18 protein-coding genes are annotated in these 19801 nt (G+C 60.0%); 10 read left to right on the top strand and 8 right to left on the bottom strand.

Annotated features, from left to right (window positions below):
* The first annotated feature begins 7 nt into the window (after positions 1 to 7).
* The 8 genes from msrB (at position 8) to ACIOTL_RS07190 (ending at position 9397) form a co-directional block, all read left to right on the top strand.
* Complete coding sequence (gene msrB, locus ACIOTL_RS07225) at positions 8 to 451, top strand: peptide-methionine (R)-S-oxide reductase MsrB (RefSeq protein WP_332498793.1); 444 nt, start codon at positions 8 to 10, stop codon at positions 449 to 451.
* Between the two features lie 149 nt (positions 452 to 600).
* Positions 601 to 1986, top strand: coding sequence for a DUF6421 family protein (locus ACIOTL_RS07220; RefSeq protein ID WP_332486054.1), 1386 nt, complete (start codon positions 601 to 603; stop codon positions 1984 to 1986).
* A gap of 22 nt (positions 1987 to 2008) precedes the next feature.
* Positions 2009 to 2713, top strand: coding sequence for an SDR family oxidoreductase (locus tag ACIOTL_RS07215; protein ID WP_286134570.1), 705 nt, complete (start codon positions 2009 to 2011; stop codon positions 2711 to 2713).
* An 82-nt stretch (positions 2714 to 2795) separates the two neighbouring features.
* Positions 2796 to 3857 (top strand): threonine aldolase family protein, encoded by a 1062-nt coding sequence (locus tag ACIOTL_RS07210; RefSeq protein WP_400342226.1) that lies wholly within the window; start codon positions 2796 to 2798, stop codon positions 3855 to 3857.
* Positions 3858 to 3918: 61 nt separating this feature from the next.
* Positions 3919 to 4557, top strand: coding sequence for a DUF3000 domain-containing protein (locus tag ACIOTL_RS07205; protein ID WP_105656736.1), 639 nt, complete (start codon positions 3919 to 3921; stop codon positions 4555 to 4557).
* Positions 4558 to 4603: 46 nt separating this feature from the next.
* The gene (locus tag ACIOTL_RS07200) at positions 4604 to 5854 is read left to right on the top strand and encodes an HRDC domain-containing protein (RefSeq protein WP_105656737.1); all 1251 of its coding nucleotides are present in this window, start codon (positions 4604 to 4606) and stop codon (positions 5852 to 5854) included.
* Between the two features lie 158 nt (positions 5855 to 6012).
* Positions 6013 to 7263 carry an acetyl-CoA C-acyltransferase gene (locus ACIOTL_RS07195; RefSeq protein WP_181148799.1) on the top strand — a complete coding sequence of 417 codons (1251 nt, stop codon included), beginning with the start codon at positions 6013 to 6015 and terminating at the stop codon, positions 7261 to 7263.
* A 10-nt stretch (positions 7264 to 7273) separates the two neighbouring features.
* The gene (locus tag ACIOTL_RS07190; protein WP_332486044.1) at positions 7274 to 9397 is read left to right on the top strand and encodes a 3-hydroxyacyl-CoA dehydrogenase NAD-binding domain-containing protein; all 2124 of its coding nucleotides are present in this window, start codon (positions 7274 to 7276) and stop codon (positions 9395 to 9397) included.
* 200 nt (positions 9398 to 9597) lie between these two features.
* On the opposite strand, the gene ACIOTL_RS07185 is transcribed toward ACIOTL_RS07190, so the two are convergent.
* Together ACIOTL_RS07185 and ACIOTL_RS07180 are read right to left on the bottom strand one after the other, a co-directional pair.
* A complete protein-coding gene (locus ACIOTL_RS07185; protein WP_219844114.1) occupies positions 9598 to 9729 on the bottom strand; it encodes a putative transporter small subunit in 132 nt (43 codons plus the stop codon).
* A complete protein-coding gene (locus ACIOTL_RS07180; RefSeq protein ID WP_400288210.1) occupies positions 9729 to 11420 on the bottom strand; it encodes a sodium:solute symporter family protein in 1692 nt (563 codons plus the stop codon). Before ACIOTL_RS07180 ends, ACIOTL_RS07185 begins: the two co-directional genes overlap by 1 nt.
* A gap of 998 nt (positions 11421 to 12418) precedes the next feature.
* On the opposite strand from ACIOTL_RS07180, the gene ACIOTL_RS07175 reads away from it, so the two are divergent.
* Positions 12419 to 12892: a Rieske (2Fe-2S) protein gene (locus ACIOTL_RS07175; RefSeq protein ID WP_133834257.1), complete on the top strand. Its 474-nt coding sequence runs from the start codon at positions 12419 to 12421 to the stop codon at positions 12890 to 12892.
* A gap of 74 nt (positions 12893 to 12966) precedes the next feature.
* Here ACIOTL_RS07175 and ACIOTL_RS07170 read toward each other — a convergent pair whose 3' ends face one another.
* Positions 12967 to 13941: an aldo/keto reductase gene (locus tag ACIOTL_RS07170; RefSeq protein ID WP_400342265.1), complete on the bottom strand. Its 975-nt coding sequence runs from the start codon at positions 13939 to 13941 to the stop codon at positions 12967 to 12969.
* A gap of 135 nt (positions 13942 to 14076) precedes the next feature.
* On the opposite strand from ACIOTL_RS07170, the gene argG reads away from it, so the two are divergent.
* Positions 14077 to 15504, top strand: coding sequence for an argininosuccinate synthase (gene argG / locus ACIOTL_RS07165; protein ID WP_105661468.1), 1428 nt, complete (start codon positions 14077 to 14079; stop codon positions 15502 to 15504).
* A gap of 145 nt (positions 15505 to 15649) precedes the next feature.
* On the opposite strand, the gene ACIOTL_RS07160 is transcribed toward argG, so the two are convergent.
* The 5 genes from ACIOTL_RS07160 to dxs form a co-directional block, all read right to left on the bottom strand.
* Positions 15650 to 15985 carry a hypothetical protein gene (locus tag ACIOTL_RS07160; RefSeq protein WP_105656743.1) on the bottom strand — a complete coding sequence of 112 codons (336 nt, stop codon included), beginning with the start codon at positions 15983 to 15985 and terminating at the stop codon, positions 15650 to 15652.
* 21 nt (positions 15986 to 16006) lie between these two features.
* Positions 16007 to 16468, bottom strand: a complete 462-nt coding sequence (locus ACIOTL_RS07155; RefSeq protein ID WP_400342224.1) for a GNAT family N-acetyltransferase — start codon at positions 16466 to 16468, stop codon at positions 16007 to 16009.
* 36 nt (positions 16469 to 16504) lie between these two features.
* Positions 16505 to 17074 carry a hypothetical protein gene (locus ACIOTL_RS07150; protein ID WP_133834259.1) on the bottom strand — a complete coding sequence of 190 codons (570 nt, stop codon included), beginning with the start codon at positions 17072 to 17074 and terminating at the stop codon, positions 16505 to 16507.
* 28 nt (positions 17075 to 17102) lie between these two features.
* Positions 17103 to 17654 carry a DUF402 domain-containing protein gene (locus ACIOTL_RS07145; protein WP_286134572.1) on the bottom strand — a complete coding sequence of 184 codons (552 nt, stop codon included), beginning with the start codon at positions 17652 to 17654 and terminating at the stop codon, positions 17103 to 17105.
* A 65-nt stretch (positions 17655 to 17719) separates the two neighbouring features.
* Positions 17720 to 19687, bottom strand: a complete 1968-nt coding sequence (dxs, locus tag ACIOTL_RS07140; protein ID WP_105656856.1) for a 1-deoxy-D-xylulose-5-phosphate synthase — start codon at positions 19685 to 19687, stop codon at positions 17720 to 17722.
* Positions 19688 to 19801: the final 114 nt, after the last annotated feature.

Genomic DNA, 19801 nt, shown 5'->3' with positions numbered 1-19801 from the left:
ATATTGCATGAATGATGAATCGGTAAACCAATCAGCACAGCCAGCAGACGAAGCAGCCGCGCGCAGCGATGTGCAGTGGCAGCAGATCCTCTCTTCCGAGGAATTCCGAGTATTGCGCCAAGCAGGGACCGAGCGTCCATTTACCGGCGAATACTGGGATACCACTACCGAGGGCGTGTACTCCTGCCGAGCCTGCGGTTCGGAACTGTTCGCCAGCACTACGAAGTTCGATGCCGGTTGCGGCTGGCCTTCCTTCTTCGCGCCGTTGGCCGAAGATCGGGTGCGCTATATCAGCGACGAGTCCATGGGCATGAAGCGTGTTGAGGTGCGTTGCGCCAATTGCGATTCGCATATGGGCCACGTTTTCGAGGGTGAAGGTTTCCAAACCCCAACCGATCTGCGTTACTGCATGAACTCTTTGAGCTTGACCCTGCGTCCTGCTCAGGGCTAATGCCTTTGTCGGTGGCAAGGCATGGATCACATTTAGAGCAAGAGTTGCTTATTCACTGAAGACTTAGCATCACCTTTTCTGTTGTTTGAGCGTAGCGTTCAAGGTAAGCACTTGAGCGCTGCCCCAAACATGAAAAGAAGGTGTATGAAATGACTCAGATTTCCTCCAAGCCAGTACCGGCCACCGACGCAGAAGTACTGCAGATCGCAAACTCGGAAGCTTGGCTGACGCTGAAGTCTGCCGCCACCGAGTTCCAGGGCCTCCAGGCACAGGACGGTTCCTTGGCCGACAGCGCATCTGCACCACAGGCTGCCAAGCTCGTTGATTCCATCATCGAGTCGGTGCAGTCCTTGCGCGTGCACTTCGAGCACGACGCAGAGTATCTTGAGCAGCTGGTCACGGACCTGCGCCAGTGGGCAGATGCAGGCTTCGGCGTTCCCGACTTCCTCGATTCGCTGATGCAGTTCCAGCCCCAGGCCCAGCGCATTGACGGCCTGCTGCATCTGGTGCTTTTCCCGATGTACACCCAGAACGGTTCAACCAACCGCCACCTCGAAGCCGTGCTGGTGCAGGTCATGTGGCCTGAGTTCATTGCCGACCTGGAGAGCAAGGACTACGCCAACGCCCTGTTCGTGCCGCTGCGCTTCATCGACTTCACCGAAGGCTACAACACCAATTCCGCGGTGCTCTTCCCGGAGTCGGTCGCCATTCGGCAGACTCCGTCATTCACTTGGGGCGCGATCTTCCAGGATCGTGAGGCTGTACGCTTCCGCAAGGTCCTGCAGGAAGCTACACGCATCACCAACCTCGAACTGCCCGATGACGCCGCAGAGCTGCTCAAGGACCAGCACCTGACCGAAGAAACCTTCATCATGTGGGACCTGATTCACGACCGCACCCACATGCGTGGCGATCTGCCATTCGACCCGTTCATGATCAAGCAGCGCATGCCGTTCTTCCTTTACTCGCTCGAAGAACTGCGTTGCGATTTGACCGCGTTCCGCGAATGCATGAAGATCGCCGCCAACCCGGCTTCGGATCAGAAGAGCGCCAAGATGGCCAAGCTGGTGCAATACGCGGTGATCTTCGACCGCATCTTCCGCTTCGCCATCACCGGCTCGCGCGTACGCAACTACGACGGTCTCGGTGGCCAGTTGCTGTTCGCATGGATGCACCAGCACCATGTACTGCACTGGACCGACACCAAGTTGAGCATCGATTGGGATCAGGTACCCGAGGTGGTTGCAGCCTTGGGGGATGCGATCGACGAACTGTATTGGAAGTCCATCGACCGTCCGAAGCTGGCTCACTGGCTTGCTGCCTACGAACTGGTTTCGGCCACCGTCACCCCGAACCCCGCGTCGGTCTGGGCCAAGGGTCCGGATGCCCTGCCGCTGACCGCACCACTACGTGAAATCACCGACCAGGTCATGGACGATGAATTCCCGCTGTCGATGTTCTACGAAGCTCTGAATAAGAAAATGGCCACCGTCATCGAATCGACCAAGGGCATGACCGGGGCAACGAAAATCTAGCCTTTCCTCTAGGCTAGAAAATGTGAGCAAAGAAAGAATCTCCTTGAACGAGACATCCAGACTAGTGCTCCTTGCCGGTGCTACTTCCGCCTCCGGCATTGCCAGCGCCACCGCGCTGGTTGATGCCGGAGCGCGTGTGCTTGCAGTGGGAAGCAACCAAGAGCGCCTCGACGAACGCCTCCCGTTCGTTCATGCCCGCTATGAATGCGATCTGGGCGACTTCGCAGCGGTCAAGCAATTGGCGCTGCGGATTCATGAAGAGCACGGCAGCATCGATGCGCTGATCCACCTGGTAGGTGGCTGGCGTGGCGGTAAGTCGATCACCGGCCAAACCGACGAGGACTGGGATTTCTTGCACAGCAGCGTGCTGACCACCCTGCGCAACACCTCCCGCGCCTTCGTCGATGATCTGGTCGCCTCCCCCGCAGGCCGCTTGGCGATAGTCAGTGCCGAGGCAGTGCTGAATCCGACCCCGTCCAATGCCAACTACGGTGCGGTCAAGGCCGCAGCGGAACACTGGGTCAATGCCATCGCCCGCCTGTTCGCCAAGCAGGCAGAAAATGCCGCCGCGGTGAGTTGGGTCGTCAAGGCATTGAGCGACAAGTCTCCCGAAGAAACGCCTTCCGGGCAGACCCCGGTGCAGTTTCTTGCCCAGGCCGCAGTGGCTTTGCTTGGCCAGGATGCCCGCGAGCTCAACGGCACCCGGGTTGCATTGCCCAAGGCCTGATTACTGGCCGGTGCACACCTCTGGGCGCTGCACTGGCATAGCTTTCGACTTCACCCCTTGAACTACTAAGGACCTCCACAGCATGACTTTTACCCACGACGCTTCGATTCGCGGATTCGCTTCGGATAACTATTCTGGCGTGCACCCGCGCATCATGGATGCGATTGCCCGCGCCAACGGCGGCCACCAGATCTCCTACGGTGAGGACCAGTACACCGAGGAACTAGGCAACGTCGCCCGCCATGCCTTTGGCCCGGAAGCCCAGATCTTCCCGGTTTTCAACGGCACCGGCGCCAACGTCATCGCCTTGCAGTCCTTGCTTCCACGCTGGGGCGCTGTCATCTGCGCATCTTCTGCACATATCAATGTGGATGAGAACGGTGCTCCGGAGCGTATCGGCGGCTTCAAGCTGCTGCAGGTTGACACTCCCGACGGCAAACTGACTCCAGAGCTAATCGACCAGGAAGCATGGGGCTGGGGCGACGAGCACCGCGCGCAGCCGCTGGCCGTGTCGATCACCCAGGCCACCGAGCTGGGCACCCTGTACACCCCTGGGGAAATCAAGGCCATCACCGACCACGCGCACAAGCTGGGCATGAAAGTGCATCTGGATGGCTCGCGCCTGTCCAACGCCGCGGCCTCCCTGGGCGTGCCGTTGCGCGCGCTGACCACTGACGTCGGCGTGGACATTGTTTCCCTCGGCGGTACCAAGAACGGCATCCTGCTCGGTGAGGGCATTTTGACCCTGCGCAGCGAACTGGCCCAGGACCTGAAGTACCTGCGCAAGATGAACATGCAGCTGGGTTCGAAAATGCGCTTCATCTCCGCACAGCTGATCGAGCTCTACGGCACCGATCTGTGGCGCGAATTGGCAAGCCACTCCAACGCCATGGCCGCCAAGCTCTCGCAGGCAGTTGAGGAAATTGACGGAGTCCAGCTGGTCTACCCGACTCAGGCCAACGGCGTCTTCGCCCAGCTGCCTACCGAGGTCAGCGACCAGCTGCGCGAGCACTTCCGCTTCTACGACTGGGATCGTGCGGCCGGCCAAGTGCGCTGGATGTGCTCGTTCGACACCACCGAGGAAGATGTTGCAGCGTTCATTGCCAAGCTGCACGAGCTGCTTGGCGCCTACGCCGCCGCTTAGCATGAACCCGCGGTCGGCGCGCCGTACCCATGCTCGGGTACGGCGCGCTTAGACTCAAATTGTGACCAATGATCGCCCTGCTTCCGCCATTCCGAAGGCCTTTGCCACGGCCCTTGAAGAGTTGTCGCATGCCAAGGTGCGCAAGGAACTGAAATTCACCGAAATTCCGGCCCCTGGTAGGCTGGCGCCGTTCGCGCTGGCACTCAGTGGCGACGTGATGGATGTGGTTGCTCCCGGACACGGCCCCCAGGGCCAGGAGATTGGCCGCACCCCGTTCCTCCAACCAGCCGAGCAGCTGGCCACCGGACGCTTCATCCTCCTTTTCGACCCCGCAGGCCAAGAACTGTGGAATGGCCAGTTCCGCATCGTCACCTACATTCGGGCCCGTCTGGATCATGAAATGGGCCAGGATTCCATGCTGGCTTCCGTCGCGTGGTCATGGCTCGAAGAAGCCCTGCGCGATCGCGACGCCGCATACCATTCCGCTGGCGGTACTGCGACTCGGGTAATTTCCGAATCCTTCGGCAATCTCGCCGGGGAACAAGACCATATCGATATCGAGCTGCGTGCTTCCTGGTCCCCGGACTCTGACCATCTGGGAACGCATCTGAGCGCGTGGGCCGATATGGTTTGCACTTTCGCCGGCCTGCCTCCCCTGCCCGAAGGCGTGCAGCAGCTGCCTCATCGCCGCCTGAGCTAGCGATTATCAATGCGATGGAGCCGAATAGTCCTAGAATGGAAGCACCATGCCGAATTCTGACTCTTCCGCTCCCGCATCATCCACCACTGCCAACGAGGCCGCCGCACCCGTTCTGACGCCACTAAGTGCGCCACGCGACGGGATCCCCGAAGTCATCGACACCGCACCTGCCTTGCGCCGTGCAGTGCGGGCGCTGGAAGCCGGCATCGGCGATCTGGCCGTGGATACCGAAAGAGCCAGCGGGTTCCGCTACGGCCAGCGCGCCTTCTTGCTGCAGATTCGCCGAGAAGGTGCGGGTACTTGGCTGATCGACCCTGAAACCCTGGACGATCTGTCCCCGCTGCGCGAGTTCGTCAACGAGCAGCCCTGGATCCTGCATGCGGCCACCCAGGATTTGCCGTGCCTGCACGAATTGGGCATGTCCCCTACCTCGCTGTTCGATACCGAGATGGCTGGCCGTCTTGCGGGATTCCCCCGCGTCTCGCTGGGTACCATGGTGGGCGAATTGCTCGAGCTGCAGTTGGCCAAAGAACATTCGGCAGTGGACTGGTCCACCCGCCCGTTGCCTGAATCATGGCTGAACTACGCCGCACTGGATGTGGAAGTTCTCGAAGAGCTGCGCCAGGCCATCACCGCGGTGCTGGAAGAGCAGGGCAAGCTGGATTTCGCCTTCCAGGAATTCGAGTACGAACGCAATCTGCCTGACCCTTCCCCGGCACAGGTGCCGTGGCGCAAATTGTCCGGCATCCATAAGCTCAAGAGCCGACGCAATCTGGCGGTAGCTCGCGAACTGTGGCTTTCCCGCGAAGCCCTGGCGCAGAGCCGCGACGTTGCCCCGGGTCGGCTCATTCCCGACCGCGCCATCATGGCCGCCGTGGATCAGCGCGCCACCAGCGTTCCAGCGCTCTTGCAGATCCCCGGGTTCCACACGCGCAATGCCAAACGCGATGCCGCACGCTGGGTCGACGCGATCAAGCGCGGCAATAGCACCAGGGACCTGCCCGACCTGCGCGCCCCCAAGCCGGACTTGCCGCACCCCCGCTCATGGGCCGAAAAGAACCCGGCCGCGGCGAACCGGCTGGACGCGGCCAAGCTGGTCGTCAATGAGGTGAGCGAGCACTGGAATATTCCCGGCGAGAATCTCTTGACCCCGAAGTACCTGCGTGAATTGTGCTGGAATGCGCCGGCTCGCATCAGCGAGGCAAGCGTAGCGGACATGCTGGAAAATCTCGGTGCCCGCCAGTGGCAGCGTGGGCTTCTTGCGGACAAGCTGGCCATCGCGTTGAAGCAGGCCTAGGCGGTTTCCAAGAAGGATTCACCGCGGGTTCCCGGATTTGCGAGGTGCTGCACTTGCACTTCAAGTTACTACTGAGTAACGTATGGTTCAGGTCACAGTGATGCTGGCCACTGCCCGGTCTTCACGGGCAGCATGAACTAACCCCAAGGAGCCCGACGGTGAGTGCCAACGCTTCGACCGTGCGCAACAATGCGCGCCCTTCGCTCGACGACCGCGATGTCGTCTTCATCGACGGGGTACGCACCCCATTTGGCAAAGCCGGCGAGAAGGGGATCTACCACGGTACCCGCGCCGATGACCTTGCCGTCAAAGCCGTACGCGGCCTGCTGGAACGCAACCCGGAAGTTCCTGCCGAGAAGATCGACGAGATCTCCATTGCCGCAACTACGCAGTCCGGCGACCAGGGCTTGACCTTGGGCCGCACCGTGGGCCTGCTCTCCGGTATCCCCAAGTCCGTTCCGGGCTTCGCCATCGACCGCATGTGCGCCGGAGCGATGACCGCCGTCACCGCGACCGCCGGCGGCATCGCTTTCGGCGCCTACGATGTAGTGGTCGCCGGCGGCGTGGAGCACATGGGCAACCACCCCATGGGCGCCGGAGCGGACCCGAACCCGCGCTTCCTCTCCGAGCGCATCGTCGACCCGCAAGCATTGAACATGGGCAATACCGCGGAGAACCTGCACGACCGCTTCCCTGCGATCACCAAGGAACGCGCCGACCGCTATGCTGTCGCATCGCAGGCCAAGCTGGCCAAGGCCTACGAGAACCAGCAGATCCAGGCCGATCTGATCCCCGTGGCAGCCAAGCGGCCGGGCGAAGGCTGGGCCGTGAACTCGGTTGACGAGCCGCCACGGCCAGGCACCACCATGGAATCGCTGGCCGAACTGCGCACCCCCTTCCGCGCCCACGGACGCGTGACCGCAGGCAACGCAGCAGGCTTGAACGACGGAGCCACCGCCGCCCTGCTGGCCAGCGGCGAGGCAGTGCGCGAACTGGGCCTGGAACCGAAGATGCGCATGGTCTCCTTCGCCTTCGCCGGCGTGGACCCGGACGTGATGGGCTACGGGCCGGTGCCGGCCACCGAAAAGGCCCTGGCCAAGGCCGGCCTTGGCATCAACGACATCGGCCTGTTCGAAATCAACGAGGCTTTCGCCGTGCAAGTGCTGTCCTTCCTCGACTACTACGGAATCGACCAGGACGATGAGCGCGTGAACCGGTACGGCGGTGCCATCGCCGTGGGCCACCCGCTGGCCTCTTCCGGCGTGCGCCTGATGTCCCAGCTGGCCCGCCAGTTCTCCGAAGACCATTCGGTGCGCTATGGCATCACCACCATGTGCATCGGCTTGGGCATGGGCGGCACAGTGATCTGGGAGAACCCAAACCACGCGGACTTCGGCAGCAAGGCATAAGGAAGAGACAATGACTGCAATGAGCAAAGATTTCCAGGCTGTCGCGCAGCTGATGCACGATGAGACCGTCACCCACACCTTCGTGAAGGACGTGGCCTTGCCAAGCGGCAAGACACTGGCACTGCTGACCCTGGATAACGGCCTGGACCACAAGAAGCCGACCACCCTCGGGCCCAATGGCCTGCTGGAACTGCGCGCCGCGCTGGAAGTCCAAGCAGAACGCGCCAAGAATGGCGAGATCGATGCCCTGGCGATCACCGGCAAGCCGTACTTCCTGATTGCCGGTGCCGACCTGTCGGCCGTCACCCGCCTGAGCGCACCGGATCAAGCAACCGCCATGGCTTCGCTGGGCCACTACACCTATGAGCTGCTTGCCGATTTGGGCGTTCCGACCTTCGCTTTCATCAACGGCCTGGCGCTCGGCGGCGGCTTGGAAATCGCGCTGGCTTGCAACTACCGCACGGTCAGCACCGCCGCGGGCGCTTTGGGCCTGCCAGAAGGTTTCCTCGGCCTGATCCCGGGTTGGGCCGGCGTATACCGCCTGCCCCGCCTAGTCGGCCCCGAGAACGCGCTGAAGGTCATGATCGAGAACCCGCTGAACAGCAACCGCACCCTCTCCGGTCCGGCAGCTGCCAAGATGGGGGTGGCCGACGCCCTGTTCGAACCAGCTGACTTCATCGAGCACTCCATTGCCTTCGCTGACGGTGTCATCTCCGGAACCACAGAGGTCAAGCGCCCCAATGCGGTCGATCCAACCGATCCCGAGGTTGCTCGCCGCTGGCTGGATGCGGCCGACGCTGCCGAAAAGTTCGTCGATGCGAAGCTGTCCGGCGCGGCCCCGGCACCGTACAAGGTGCTTGAGGTCTTCCGCAAGGGCCTGGCCATCTCGCAGCAGGAATCAGCAGTCCTTGAAGTCGAAGCGCTGACTGGCCTGATGAGCACCCCGCAGTTCCAGAACACCGTGTACGCCTTCCTGGACCTGGTCCAGAAGCGCGGCAAGCGCCCCGCCGGCGCACCGGATCCAAAGCTCGCGCGCCCCGTCACCAAAGTGGGTGTCGTTGGCGCAGGGTTGATGGCTGGCCAGCTGGCCCTGCTGTTCGCCCGCCGCCTGAACGTTCCGGTGGTTATCACCGATCTGGATCAATCGCGCGTGGACAAGGGCCTTGCCTACATCCATGGCGAGATCGACAAGCTGCACGCCAAGGGCCGCATGAGCCAGGATGCGGTCAACCGCACCAAGGCTCTGGTTACCGGATCGGTCACCAAGAAGGCGTTCGCGGATGCCGACTTCGTCATCGAGGCCGTCTTCGAAGAGCTGAATGTGAAGAAGCAGGTTTTCGCAGAGGTTGAAGCGGTGGTCTCCCCCGAGTGCATCCTGGCCACCAACACTTCCTCGCTCTCTGTCACCGAGATGGGCCGCGACTTGTCGTATCCAGAGCGCCTGGTCGGTTTCCACTTCTTCAACCCGGTAGCCGTGATGCCGCTGCTGGAAATTGCTGCTACGGAGTGGACCAACGATTCCTCGCTGTCCACTGCATTCGTGCTGGGCAAGAAGCTGAAGAAGACCACGGTGAAAACCAAGGATTCTGCCGCATTCGTGGTCAACCGCGTACTGCTTCGCCTGATGAGTGAAGTCCAGGCCGCTTTCGACGAGGGCACCGACGCGAAGACAGCTGACTCGGCACTGACCCCCATGGGCCTGCCAATGAGCCCGTTGACCTTGTTGGCGATGGTAGGTCTGCCGGTCGCGCAGCATGTCAACGAGTCGCTGAACGCCGCTTTCGGCGAACGATTTGCCGTCTCGGAGAATCTGCAGAAACTGATCGATGCCAAGATCACTGCCCTCTGGGTCAAGGATGAGGCAGGCAACCAGGTGCTGAATCCCGAGGCTGAAAAGCTGATGGCCTTCGGCGATCAGCACTCGAGCAAGGAACAGATCCTGGCTCGTGTTCAAGATGCTCTGGCCGAGGAAATCGGGCTGCTGCTGGATGAGGGCGTCGTTGCCGAAGCAGCCGACGTCGATCTATGCATGATCACCGGTGCCGGCTGGCCAATGCACCTCGGTGGCATCACCCCGTACCTGGACCAGGTTGGCGCCTCCGAACGTGTCAACGGGAAGAGGTTCAACGGCTAGTACCTTCCGGGCCGTTCTTGGTTCCGGTGCTTCTCCCTGAGTGCTGGAACCATGCGAAATGCCGGGACCGCTTCCCTCATGAGGAAAGCTGGTCCCGGCTTCTTGCTGCCCCGTTAAGATGCAGGAACCCCGTACAGCTGGTAAATGCTGCTGTACGGGGTTCCTGCGCTCCATGGAGCGCCGCTTCGCGTGCCCGGTTACTAGATGATGTCTTCACCATTGCGGCGGGCTTCCAGCCATTCCTGGATAAAGCCCCTGCTGATGAAGAACAGTACTCCGGCCACTATAACTGGCCATACCAGTACGTACAGGCTCAAGAAAAACGTCGTCATTATTTGCCTCCCAGGCTCTTGGCATCGTGTCCGGCATCTGCAGCGTCAGGCTTTCCAGGTACTGCGTCGAAGTCGCCGGTGCGTACAGCGATGACATCGAAGTCGAATTCCATCTTGGATCTGAACGACAGCAGGTAGCAGACGATGGTACTGACCGAGTAGGCAACCAGCGAGGCGCTCAAGGTCGTGTAGTCGCGCAGGAAACCGAAGACGAACGGCGCGCTGGCCAGCATCGCGACGACACCGACAATCTTGGCAACGCGCAGGCCGAAGAACCCGAAGCTCATCAACGCCACGACCACGCCGATGCCAATCACCGACAGCAGCTCGATCAGCAAGCCGGTGACGCCATTGACTGGGATCAGTTCGAAGCGAACAGGGATGAAGATCGCCAGTGCAACGAGTACCGAAACGGTGAAGGCCTTGTTGGTGACCTTTTTCCAGTAGAAGCTGGCCAGAACCGGGAAGACCAGAGCACCCCAAAGAGCTCCGACGAAGACCAGCAGGTCCAGGATGTTCAGCTGCATGCTCGCGAAAGCGACTGCCAATGCGGTGGCAACGACCATGGTCGCACGGCCAATGAGCAGCATCTTCTTCGGATCGGCCTTGTCCTTGCCGGCAACGTTCTGGCCGTACACGTCAGCCATCACAATCGAAGACAGGGCCGCCAAGTCCGAGTCAGCAGTTGACGACAGCGCACCAATGATCATGATGAAGAACAATGCCAGCAGAACACCTGGCAGGTAGCTGGCAGCCATCTCGGGGATGAGGTTGTTCATGTCTCCACCCGACGGCTCGAACCCAAGGTACAGGGCGAGCACGCCGAGCATGCCCACGCCGATGACCATCGCTCCGTAGCCGATGGTTGCAGTGATGAAGGTTGGCTTGATCAAGTCCTCGCGTACTGCGAAGAGTCGCTGGGCAATAGTCTGGTTGCCAATTGCGTAGGCCAGAACGGCTGCAATGTAGGGTGCCCCCTGGCCCAGGAATGCTTCAGAGGAGAAGAAATTGGACTGTTGCGGGGTCAAGTTGCTCGCACCGGTTTCGAATGCGGCCGGGAACCCTGCGGCAAAGAAGATCGCCGGGACAATGATTGCTACAGCGCCCAGCATGCCTACGACCTGGACAAAGTCGGTCAGTACCGAGGCACGGAACCCGGACCACAGGGTGTAGAGCAGAACGCCACCGGCAACGGCCAGCACGCCCTGGATGAAGTTGAAGGGCGAGAGCATCGAGATCAATACGCCACCGGCGATGAAGTTGGACATCAAGGAGATGACCGAACCGACAATATTCGACCCGGCCAGCATCAGCTGGCTGGAGCGGCCGTGGCGTGCATGCATGACCTCGGCGAGGGTGTGCGCGCGGGGCGCGACCTTGCGAATCCGCTTGCCGAATGGGTAGATGAACAGAATCATCAACGCGCCCCAGAGCCCATAGTGGATCGGACCGGAGATTCCATAGGTGTACCCGGAGGTGGCTGAGGCGTACATCGACGAAGCCCAGATCCAGGTAGCCGTCATACTTGCAGCGGAAATGCCGAATCCAATTTTATTTCCCGCCGTCATGTAGTCGTCGGCGTTCTCTTTTTTCTTTCCGATTCGGGTGGAAATAAAGAAGGTGCCTCCGTAGAAGAGCACCAATAGCAAGACAACAGTTAGGGCGCTGAACTGCACTATTTCGTTATTCACGCGCCACCTCCCTCTAATAGACAGTGATGAGATTCGCGCCGGGAGCTAAATGCTCAACCGGCGACTTATCCTGCACGTCTTCCTGCGAGATTTCATCGCAAGGGGTAAATTTCAGCCGACGCGCACAAGCCCCTGGGCCCATGAACCACTTCCCTACACTCAAGTTTCGTTCGTTTCTCATTCGTATCGTTCATCCCTAGTCACGGGGAGCACCAGCTCGTGGATTCGTTCCAGACCTAGCGCTTTTGGCTTCACAACGTGAATCCGGACCCATGGTTTGCCTGCATCGCACTTGCGGCTATCCATATTGGCGCGCAATGGCGCTTCGGGTCAGTTCAGGCGCGGTACTCGCGTTGGCGAATACCGCCGGTTTTCCATCGGAGGGCTGCTACCCGGAACTCAACACGCGATTACTGCGCGGAGTAACTCAGTCGGCGATAAAACGCCGGACAGGAAAACAGCGAAAGCTCTCTCCGAAATTAGTAGCTTCAACTAACTACATACAAATATTAGCATGAATGCAAAGATATTCGAATCTTCCGCCGCAAGGCAGCGGGGCAACCCACTCACCGATCGGCCGGCAGGGACACGATGTTGAATCAGCCCATCGCCTGTATCAATCACGGGACTACCTTGCAGATGCGTGTAACGGTGCGCACATAAGTGCGGAAAACCGGGAAAAAAATATCTAGTTCTGGCCGTTCTATTCCCCACTGGGAGACGGGCGGGCATGCCCCAATTACACCACCCGAAATGCCCCACCTGGATTACTAACCTCTCCAAAGTGCGGGATTCAGAGCCATGCCGAGGGAGCACCCGGCGCTATGGATACTCTCGGGACTTCGAAAACACTGCATAAATATTCATAGTATTCGATACCGCCTGGCGAACGCATGCAGACCGCTCCCCCGCCGATCAAACTCACCGCATGCCGCATCCTCCTGACGCGGACGCTTTGCTCTTAGCGCCGGCACAGAGATCTCTGCCAGAATGGGTGCATGACTGACATCGCCCGACCAGCCCGTCGTACGTTCATGTGCGCCTCGGCAGCACTTGGTTCCGCCGCACTGCTCACCGCCTGCGGTGATGGACATTCTGAAGCCGACACCCCCGAGGCATTGCCGATCCCTGAACCAACCGGAGAAGGACAGGCGCTCATGAAGGCCAAGGACCTTGCCATCGGATCGCGTGCACTCGCTCCAGCCAAGGATCCTTCCGGAAAAGAAGTAGGCGTTTTGCTCTTCCGCAAGGATGAGAAGACAGTTTTGGCCTACTCGAACGTCTGCACCCACCAGGGTTGTGCCGTGAGCCCGAAGTCCAGCAAGGAAGATTTCTACTGCGCCTGCCATGGCTCACGATTCGCACCCGCTGACGGTACCGTGGACGAAGGTCCAGCTATCGCGGCTCTGCCACGCTACGCGGCGGCAATTGAAGGTGACGACATCGTCGCCTATATCACCGCCGCAGAGTAGTTTCCCAGCTCTTTTAAAGCACGAAAGGCTGAACCCGGATGGGTTCAGCCTTTCGTGCTTTCTAATTGGTTCGTTTAGAACAATGCAACCTTCTGCGGGGGCGGGAAGAGCTCATCCATCTGGACCCGTTCCGCAGCGCTCGGAACCCAACGCACCGCTGCAGCGTTGGCTCGAATCTGCTCGGGACGGGTGGCACCGGCAATCACTGAGGCCACCGGCGACTGCGCTGCCAGCCACGAAAACGCCAATTCGATCGGCGTCAGATCCCGTTCGGCGGCAAACGCATCGAATTGATCCAACTGCTCGAAATCGCTGGTTTCCACGAGATGCTGACGAGCGTGAGTCAGGCGACTGCCTTCTGGGGCATGCCCCTTGGAGTATTTCCCGGTCAGCAGGCCGTTTGCCAGCGGGAAGTAGGGCAAGACGCCCAGATCGAATTCACGAGCCGCTGGAAGCACTTCCAGTTCTGCACGCCGGTCAATCAGGTTGTAGTGATTCTGTGCCGAGACGAATCGCTCGGTTCCCAATTCACGGGCCACGTACTCCGCCTGGGCGATTTGCCAGCCGGCCCGGTTGGAATGACCGATGTAGCGAACCTTGCCGCTGGTGACTAGCTCATCCATAGCCCGCAAGGTTTCTTCGATGGGAGTGTTCGCATCTGGGGTATGGAACTGATACAGGTCGATGTAGTCGGTACCGAGCCGCTTGAGCGACGCTTCGACGGCTTTGACGATATAACGGCGCGAACCACGTGCATTGAAGTCCGGACCATTTGCGCCCTGCATATCCATGCCGAATTTGGTGGCCAGCACGATGTCATTGCGTGCTTGCCCTAGCGCTTTGCCCAGACGGATTTCGGAAAGCCCTGGTTCCTTTCCATAGACATCCGCGACATCGAAGAGCGTAATACCCGCATCAAGCGCCGCATGGATAACCGCGTCGGTTCCTTCTTGGGATTCGGTCGCAGTACCTGCGCGGCCAAGATTGTTGCAGCCTAGCCCGACGACGGAAACACTCAGGCCGCTGCGGCCTAGCTGACGGAATTCCATGGACACCTCATCTGTTGGTTTGTTCATCCGCTTCACTGAGCGACGTTATACCCATAGGCTATCCGGTAGGTAGTTGTGCTCAACATTTCACAGCACAATTCACTGCATTGCATATTTATCCATTAGGATGGAAACATGTCTAAAGTTCTTACCAATCTCCCTGTAGGCGAGCGCGTAGGTATCGCGTTCTCCGGTGGCCTCGACACCTCGGTGGCAGTAGCCTGGATGCGCGACAAGGGCGCCATCCCTTACACCTACACTGGCGACCTCGGCCAGTACGACGAGCCAGATATCGACGCTGTACCTGGCCGTGCACTGGAGTACGGTGCAGAGAACTCCCGCCTGGTTGATTGCAAGCCTGCTCTGGTTGAAGAAGGCTTCGCAGCACTCGCCTGCGGCGCTTTCCACATCCGCACTGGCGGCAAGACCTACTTCAACACCACCCCGCTGGGCCGCGCCGTCACCGGCACCCTGCTGGTCCGCGCAATGCGCGAAGATGGCGTGGATGTCTGGGGCGACGGTTCGACCTACAAGGGCAACGACATCGAGCGCTTCTACCGCTACGGCTTGATGGCCAACCCTAAGCTGCGCATCTACAAGCCATGGCTCGACCCCAACTTCGTTGCAGAGCTTGGTGGCCGCCAGGAAATGTCCGAATGGCTGCAGGAGCACGGTTTCCCTTACCGCGATTCGGCCGAAAAGGCCTACTCAACCGATGCCAACATCTGGGGCGCAACCCACGAGGCGAAGACCCTGGAACTGCTGAACAGCTCCATCGAGTCTGTTGAGCCGATCATGGGCGTGAAGTACTGGGACGAGAACGTAGAGATCAAGACCGAAGATGTCTCGGTTTCCTTCGTCGCTGGCCGCCCGGTAGCCATCAATGGCAAGGAGTTCACCGATCCGGTGGCTCTGGTCAACGAAGCTAATATCATCGGCGGACGCCATGGTCTGGGCATGAGCGACCAGATCGAGAACCGCATCATCGAGGCCAAGTCCCGTGGCATCTACGAAGCACCAGCAATGGCGCTGCTGTACATCGCCTACGAACGCCTCGTGAACGCGATCCACAACGAAGACACCGTGGCCAGCTACCACAACGAAGGCCGCCGCTTGGGCCGTCTGATGTACGAAGGCCGCTGGCTGGACCCGCAGGCCCTGATGCTGCGCGAATCGCTGCAGCGCTGGGTCGGCTCGGCCATCACCGGTACCGTCACCATCCGCTTGCGCCGTGGCGACGACTACACGATCGTGAACACCGAGGGCGAGAACCTGAGCTACCACCCGGACAAGCTTTCGATGGAGCGCGTAGGCGACGCCGCTTTCGGCCCAGTGGACCGCATCGGCCAGCTGACCATGCGCAACCTGGATATCGCGGACTCCCGCGGCCGCCTGGAGCAGTACGCCAACATGGGCCTGGTCGGCGGCACCACCGCTGAACTCGTCGGCTCGCTGGAAGCTGGCGGAGCTGATGACATCGTGAACGCAACCCAGGTTGATAGCGATGACCTGGCGACCGACCGCGCTATCGAGTCTGCTGCATTCGACGCAGGCACCGACTAGACGCCAAGGCACAGCTAGAGGATCGGCCAGGTTCTCCCTTCACGGGGAGAACCTGGCCGATCTTTTATTCTGCCCGGAAACCGGTCAGCGCAAAAAAATAGTCCCAGACGTGTGAACGTCCGGGACTAGCCTGGGTTGCAGGCTGTCAGCCCTCGATCAAGGACAGCAGCGGGCTCACCGCGATGGTGAAACCAATCAAGGAAATCAGTCGAAGTACCATGCGGACACGTGCTCCCTGCTTGGTATTCGGTTCTGGCAGGCGGAAGCCCTGTTCAACGATCCACACCAATATGGCAATGACAACTCCGGTCAAGGCAACCTGCGCTGGGGCGAGGCCAGAAAGCAGGGACACCACTCCAATGCCGATGATGACACCGACGCAAGCCTGGAAAACCAGGTGCAACGGCGTGCGGGTTGCTCCCATCCGCGGGACTTTACGCTGGGCACCGGGGGTCTCGTCCCGGTCTTCTTGTGGAATCATTTCTCCTTGTTTCCTGCTCGTTTAAACCTGTGCTTTCGCGGGGCCGCACGAAGACACCACTTCCTTGGACAACAGCAGGCCACTGCCGCCGTTAAAAACCACAGTACCGAACCGTGGAGCCCGGGCTACTTCTTCGAATCCCAGGGCACGATGAAGCGCCAAAGACGCAGTATTCTGCGCGTTGACCACGCACCATGCGGTCGAAGCGCGCTGCGCAATCCATGACAGCCTGGCCTCGGTTAGGCTTCGTGCCACGCCCCGTTGCCGGTATCCGCAGGCAACCTCGATCCCGGCAAGGTAATAGCCAGCTGGCGCCAACGGATCAGCAGGCTCCCACCAATGGGCTCGAGCCCAGCCAAGCAGCTCTCCGGCCGGGTTCTTGACGACTACCTGGCATTCACCAGCGCCCCAATTTCCAGGTTCAGCCTGACGCCCCAAACTCTCCGACAGCCGACGGATGGCCGGGTGGTCCGCTGCCTGCATTGGCTGCGTCGCAACTATGGGGCTTATCATTCGTGATCAGTCGATGGACATCGGCTTTGGTGGCATCGGGTGCGCCATCTTCAGCTTGTTCAATTCCGCATAGGGCGCAACACCGATACTCATCTTGGTGAAGTCCAGCTTGGCTTCGCGGATGCACGTCTTGATCGCAGCGACTGCAAGCTTTGGAGCTGGTGATAGGACTCGGATGTTCAGCTTTCGGTTACCGAAATCGCTGGACTCCACCGTGCCAAGTCCGCGCCATGCCAAGTGGCCGGTCAGCGCTTCCTTGGCCTTCTTGTCCAGGTACTGGTCGCGCTCGGTGCCATTTGCGGATTTCAGCGCGTACTGCACGATAACCCACGACTGATCTTCTTCCTTGATCTCTGCATAGCCTTCGGCAGCACAGGCTTCAGCGAAACCAGCGAACAATTCGTCGGCGCGGTCGGTGTTTACGTCCTGGACTTCATTGGTCTTGGACATATGTCCCACGGTGCCGTGATTGATCACGAACTGACCCAATTCATCGTCCTCGAACTGCTGGAACCATGCTTCGCGGAATTCCAGTTCGTTCTTTTCGTTCATCCGGTAGGTGCGAATGATCGCCATGTGATTACCCCTTGGGTCTACGGTGTGCTTAGTTATCTAAATTTTTGGAGGCTTCGGCAAGCTGTGCGGCTAGGCGCTCAGCCTTGGATTGCCAGGTGGCGCGGTGTTCGGCATTGAACGGTGCATCGTTGTTGATCACGGTGCCGAGCAACAGTCCAGCTTCTCTTCCAATACTACGAACTAGGGAAGCTGGATAGTTCATGCCTATTTCATGTTCGGCGAATTCATCTTCATCATCAAGGAACACGCCTTGGCTACGTGAACGAATCACGTCCAAATCCATGTCAATGGAGTTGACTTCCCAAGCGCCACGCTTCATCCGTCGCCATCCGATGTTGCTGGACAGGTCGATGTAGACATCAAAATCTTCCAGTGCATCCGCATAGAGGGTGGCAATCCACTGGCCCGAGTGTGGAATCAGGCAGAGCGCATTACTCGCTGCCAAGTGTGCGGTGCCCGGACGGGCTACCAGTGCGCCGGCCGGCTGGTGAAGCCAATGTCCGTATTTGTCCTGTCCGAGATAAAATCCGGGCACCACCCAGTGCGGGCTGGAATCATACTTCCAGGCGCGCGCTACCACCAAGGAACCCTCGGCGATAGTTTCTGGGCTACGGGGCAGGTCTACCGGGCAGCCGGACGGTGAGCTCACAGCTTCGGAATCTGACCGGTAGGCAGGTCTTGTCCAGGGAGGGGCCGGGCGAATGGAACCTTGGTTCCCAGAACCTGCGCCAGGGTATCGCGGGCTACCTGCTGTGCAGTCAGTCCAACGCGGTCCAAGACCTCAGCACGAGTTCCGTGCGCCAAGAATTCGGTAGGCAAACCTACTTCGTTCAGAGCCGTATCGACACCCGCTGCACGCATTTCGGTGCGCAAGCGCGAACCCACACCGCCGGCTCGGACGCCATCTTCGATGCAGACCACAATGCGGTGACGGGCTGCCAGTGAAATCACCGAGGTTGGCATTGGTAGAACCCAACGAGGATCCACCACGGTCACCGATACGCCCTGGCTGTTCAGTCGTTCTGCGACATCCAGCGAAAGCTCGCTCATGGCGCCCACGGAAACGATGAGAACATCCGGTGCGGAACGGTCCCCCAAGCGTGCCAGAACATCCACGCCATCTGGCAGGCGGTCCACAGCTTCGATGGGTTCACCCACCGAGCCCTTGGAGAATCGCACGACACTTGGCGCATCATTGATGTCAAGGGCTTCACGCAGTTCCTCCCGCAGGCGGTCGGCATCGCGCGGCGCAGCCAGATGCAGGTTAGGCACGATCTGGGTCAGCGCCATATCCCACATGCCGTGGTGGCTGGCGCCGTCCGGGCCGGTGACTCCAGCGCGGTCCAGCACGATGGTGACACCTGCCTTATGCAGGGCCACGTCCATCAGCAATTGGTCAAAGGCACGGTTGAGGAAGGTCGCGTAGACGCAGACCACCGGGTGCAGTCCGCCAAAGGCAAGGCCGGCGGCAGTAGTCATGGCGTGCTGTTCGGCGATGCCCACGTCAATGACGCGTTCAGGGTGTTCCTGGGACATTTTCTTCAGGCCCACTGGCTGCAGCATGGCACCGGTGATCGCCACAATGTCCTCGCGCTCGTTGGCCACCGCCGCGATCTCTTCGCCGAAGACGCTGGTCCAGCTCTGCGCGCTGGACTTGGAAACCGGCAGACCGGTGATTGGGTCGATAACGCCAACGGCGTGGAACTGGTCAGCTTCATCGGCGCGGGCCGGAGCGTAGCCGTGGCCCTTCTCAGTCAGGGCATGCACGAGCACTGGGCCCGCGTACTGCTTGGCCTGCTGCAGCGCTTCTTCTACTGCGCGCTGGTTGTGGCCATCGATCGGGCCGATGTACTTCAGGCCCAGGTCCTCGAACAGGCCTTGCGGTGCCCACCAGTCCTTGATGCCCTTCTTGGTGGCGTGAAGGGACTTGTAAGTGAAATCGCCTACTGGCCCGGATCCCTTGAGCTTGACCTTGAGCTTGTCCATGGCGTTCTCGTAGGCCGGGTGGGTACGGAACTTGTCCAGCTGCTGGCGCAGTCCCGAAAGCTGGTTGGCCAGGCCGCCGATGGTCGGGGCGTAGGAGCGGCCGTTGTCGTTGACCACGATGACTGCTTTGCGGTCCTTGTCGGCAGCGATGTTGTTGACTGCTTCCCAGGCCATGCCGCCGGTCAAGGCGCCATCGCCCACCAGGGCTACGGCGTAGCGGTCATTGTTATTCATCAGCTTGTTGGCGCGGGAAATTCCATCAACCCACGACAGCGAGGAGGAAGCATGGGAGGACTCAACCACATCGTGTTCTGATTCACCACGGTCAGGGTAGCCCGACAGGCCTCCCTGCTGGCGCAAGGTCTCGAAATTCTGGCGTCCGGTAACCAGCTTGTGCACATACGACTGGTGTCCCGTATCGAAGACTATGGAGTCAGTTGGGGAATCGAAGACACGATGGATGCCCAGGGTCAGCTCGATAACACCGAGATTGGGGCCCAAATGGCCGCCAGTACGAGCAACATTGTCGATGAGGAAGCCGCGGATTTCCTCCGCCAAGTCGTCGAGCTGCTCGAGGGTAAGCGCCCGCAGGTCACTTGGTTTCTTGATGGTCTTCAATAAAGACACGTTCATCCCCTTCACAAATTCGCCGACAATAGGCTGGAAAGCCCATGCGAAATACCTAGTTTACCGCGTTCAAGGCTTCTTTCATTATCCGTCAACGTCCGTGCTGGTGCTAAT

The organism is Glutamicibacter sp. NPDC087673 (assembly GCF_044743255.1).
Classification (GTDB): domain Bacteria; phylum Actinomycetota; class Actinomycetes; order Actinomycetales; family Micrococcaceae; genus Glutamicibacter.
This window is presented reverse-complemented; position numbering and strand designations above follow the sequence as displayed.

What these genes read in the sequence shown, in the direction of transcription:
- ACIOTL_RS07170 (WP_400342265.1), bottom strand. Translation starts at nt 13,941, where the DNA reads ATGGAATTCCGTCAGCTAGGCCGCAGCGGCCTGAGTGTTTCCGTCGTC.
- ACIOTL_RS07160 (WP_105656743.1), bottom strand. Translation starts at nt 15,985, where the DNA reads ATGATTCCACAAGAAGACCGGGACGAGACCCCCGGTGCCCAGCGTAAA.
- msrB (WP_332498793.1), top strand. Translation starts at nt 8, where the DNA reads ATGAATGATGAATCGGTAAACCAATCAGCACAGCCAGCAGACGAAGCA.
- argG (WP_105661468.1), top strand. Translation starts at nt 14,077, where the DNA reads ATGTCTAAAGTTCTTACCAATCTCCCTGTAGGCGAGCGCGTAGGTATC.
- ACIOTL_RS07200 (WP_105656737.1), top strand. Translation starts at nt 4,604, where the DNA reads ATGCCGAATTCTGACTCTTCCGCTCCCGCATCATCCACCACTGCCAAC.
- ACIOTL_RS07150 (WP_133834259.1), bottom strand. Translation starts at nt 17,074, where the DNA reads ATGGCGATCATTCGCACCTACCGGATGAACGAAAAGAACGAACTGGAA.
- ACIOTL_RS07175 (WP_133834257.1), top strand. Translation starts at nt 12,419, where the DNA reads ATGACTGACATCGCCCGACCAGCCCGTCGTACGTTCATGTGCGCCTCG.
- ACIOTL_RS07220 (WP_332486054.1), top strand. Translation starts at nt 601, where the DNA reads ATGACTCAGATTTCCTCCAAGCCAGTACCGGCCACCGACGCAGAAGTA.
- ACIOTL_RS07155 (WP_400342224.1), bottom strand. Translation starts at nt 16,468, where the DNA reads ATGCAGGCAGCGGACCACCCGGCCATCCGTCGGCTGTCGGAGAGTTTG.
- ACIOTL_RS07190 (WP_332486044.1), top strand. Translation starts at nt 7,274, where the DNA reads ATGACTGCAATGAGCAAAGATTTCCAGGCTGTCGCGCAGCTGATGCAC.
- ACIOTL_RS07185 (WP_219844114.1), bottom strand. Translation starts at nt 9,729, where the DNA reads ATGACGACGTTTTTCTTGAGCCTGTACGTACTGGTATGGCCAGTTATA.
- ACIOTL_RS07210 (WP_400342226.1), top strand. Translation starts at nt 2,796, where the DNA reads ATGACTTTTACCCACGACGCTTCGATTCGCGGATTCGCTTCGGATAAC.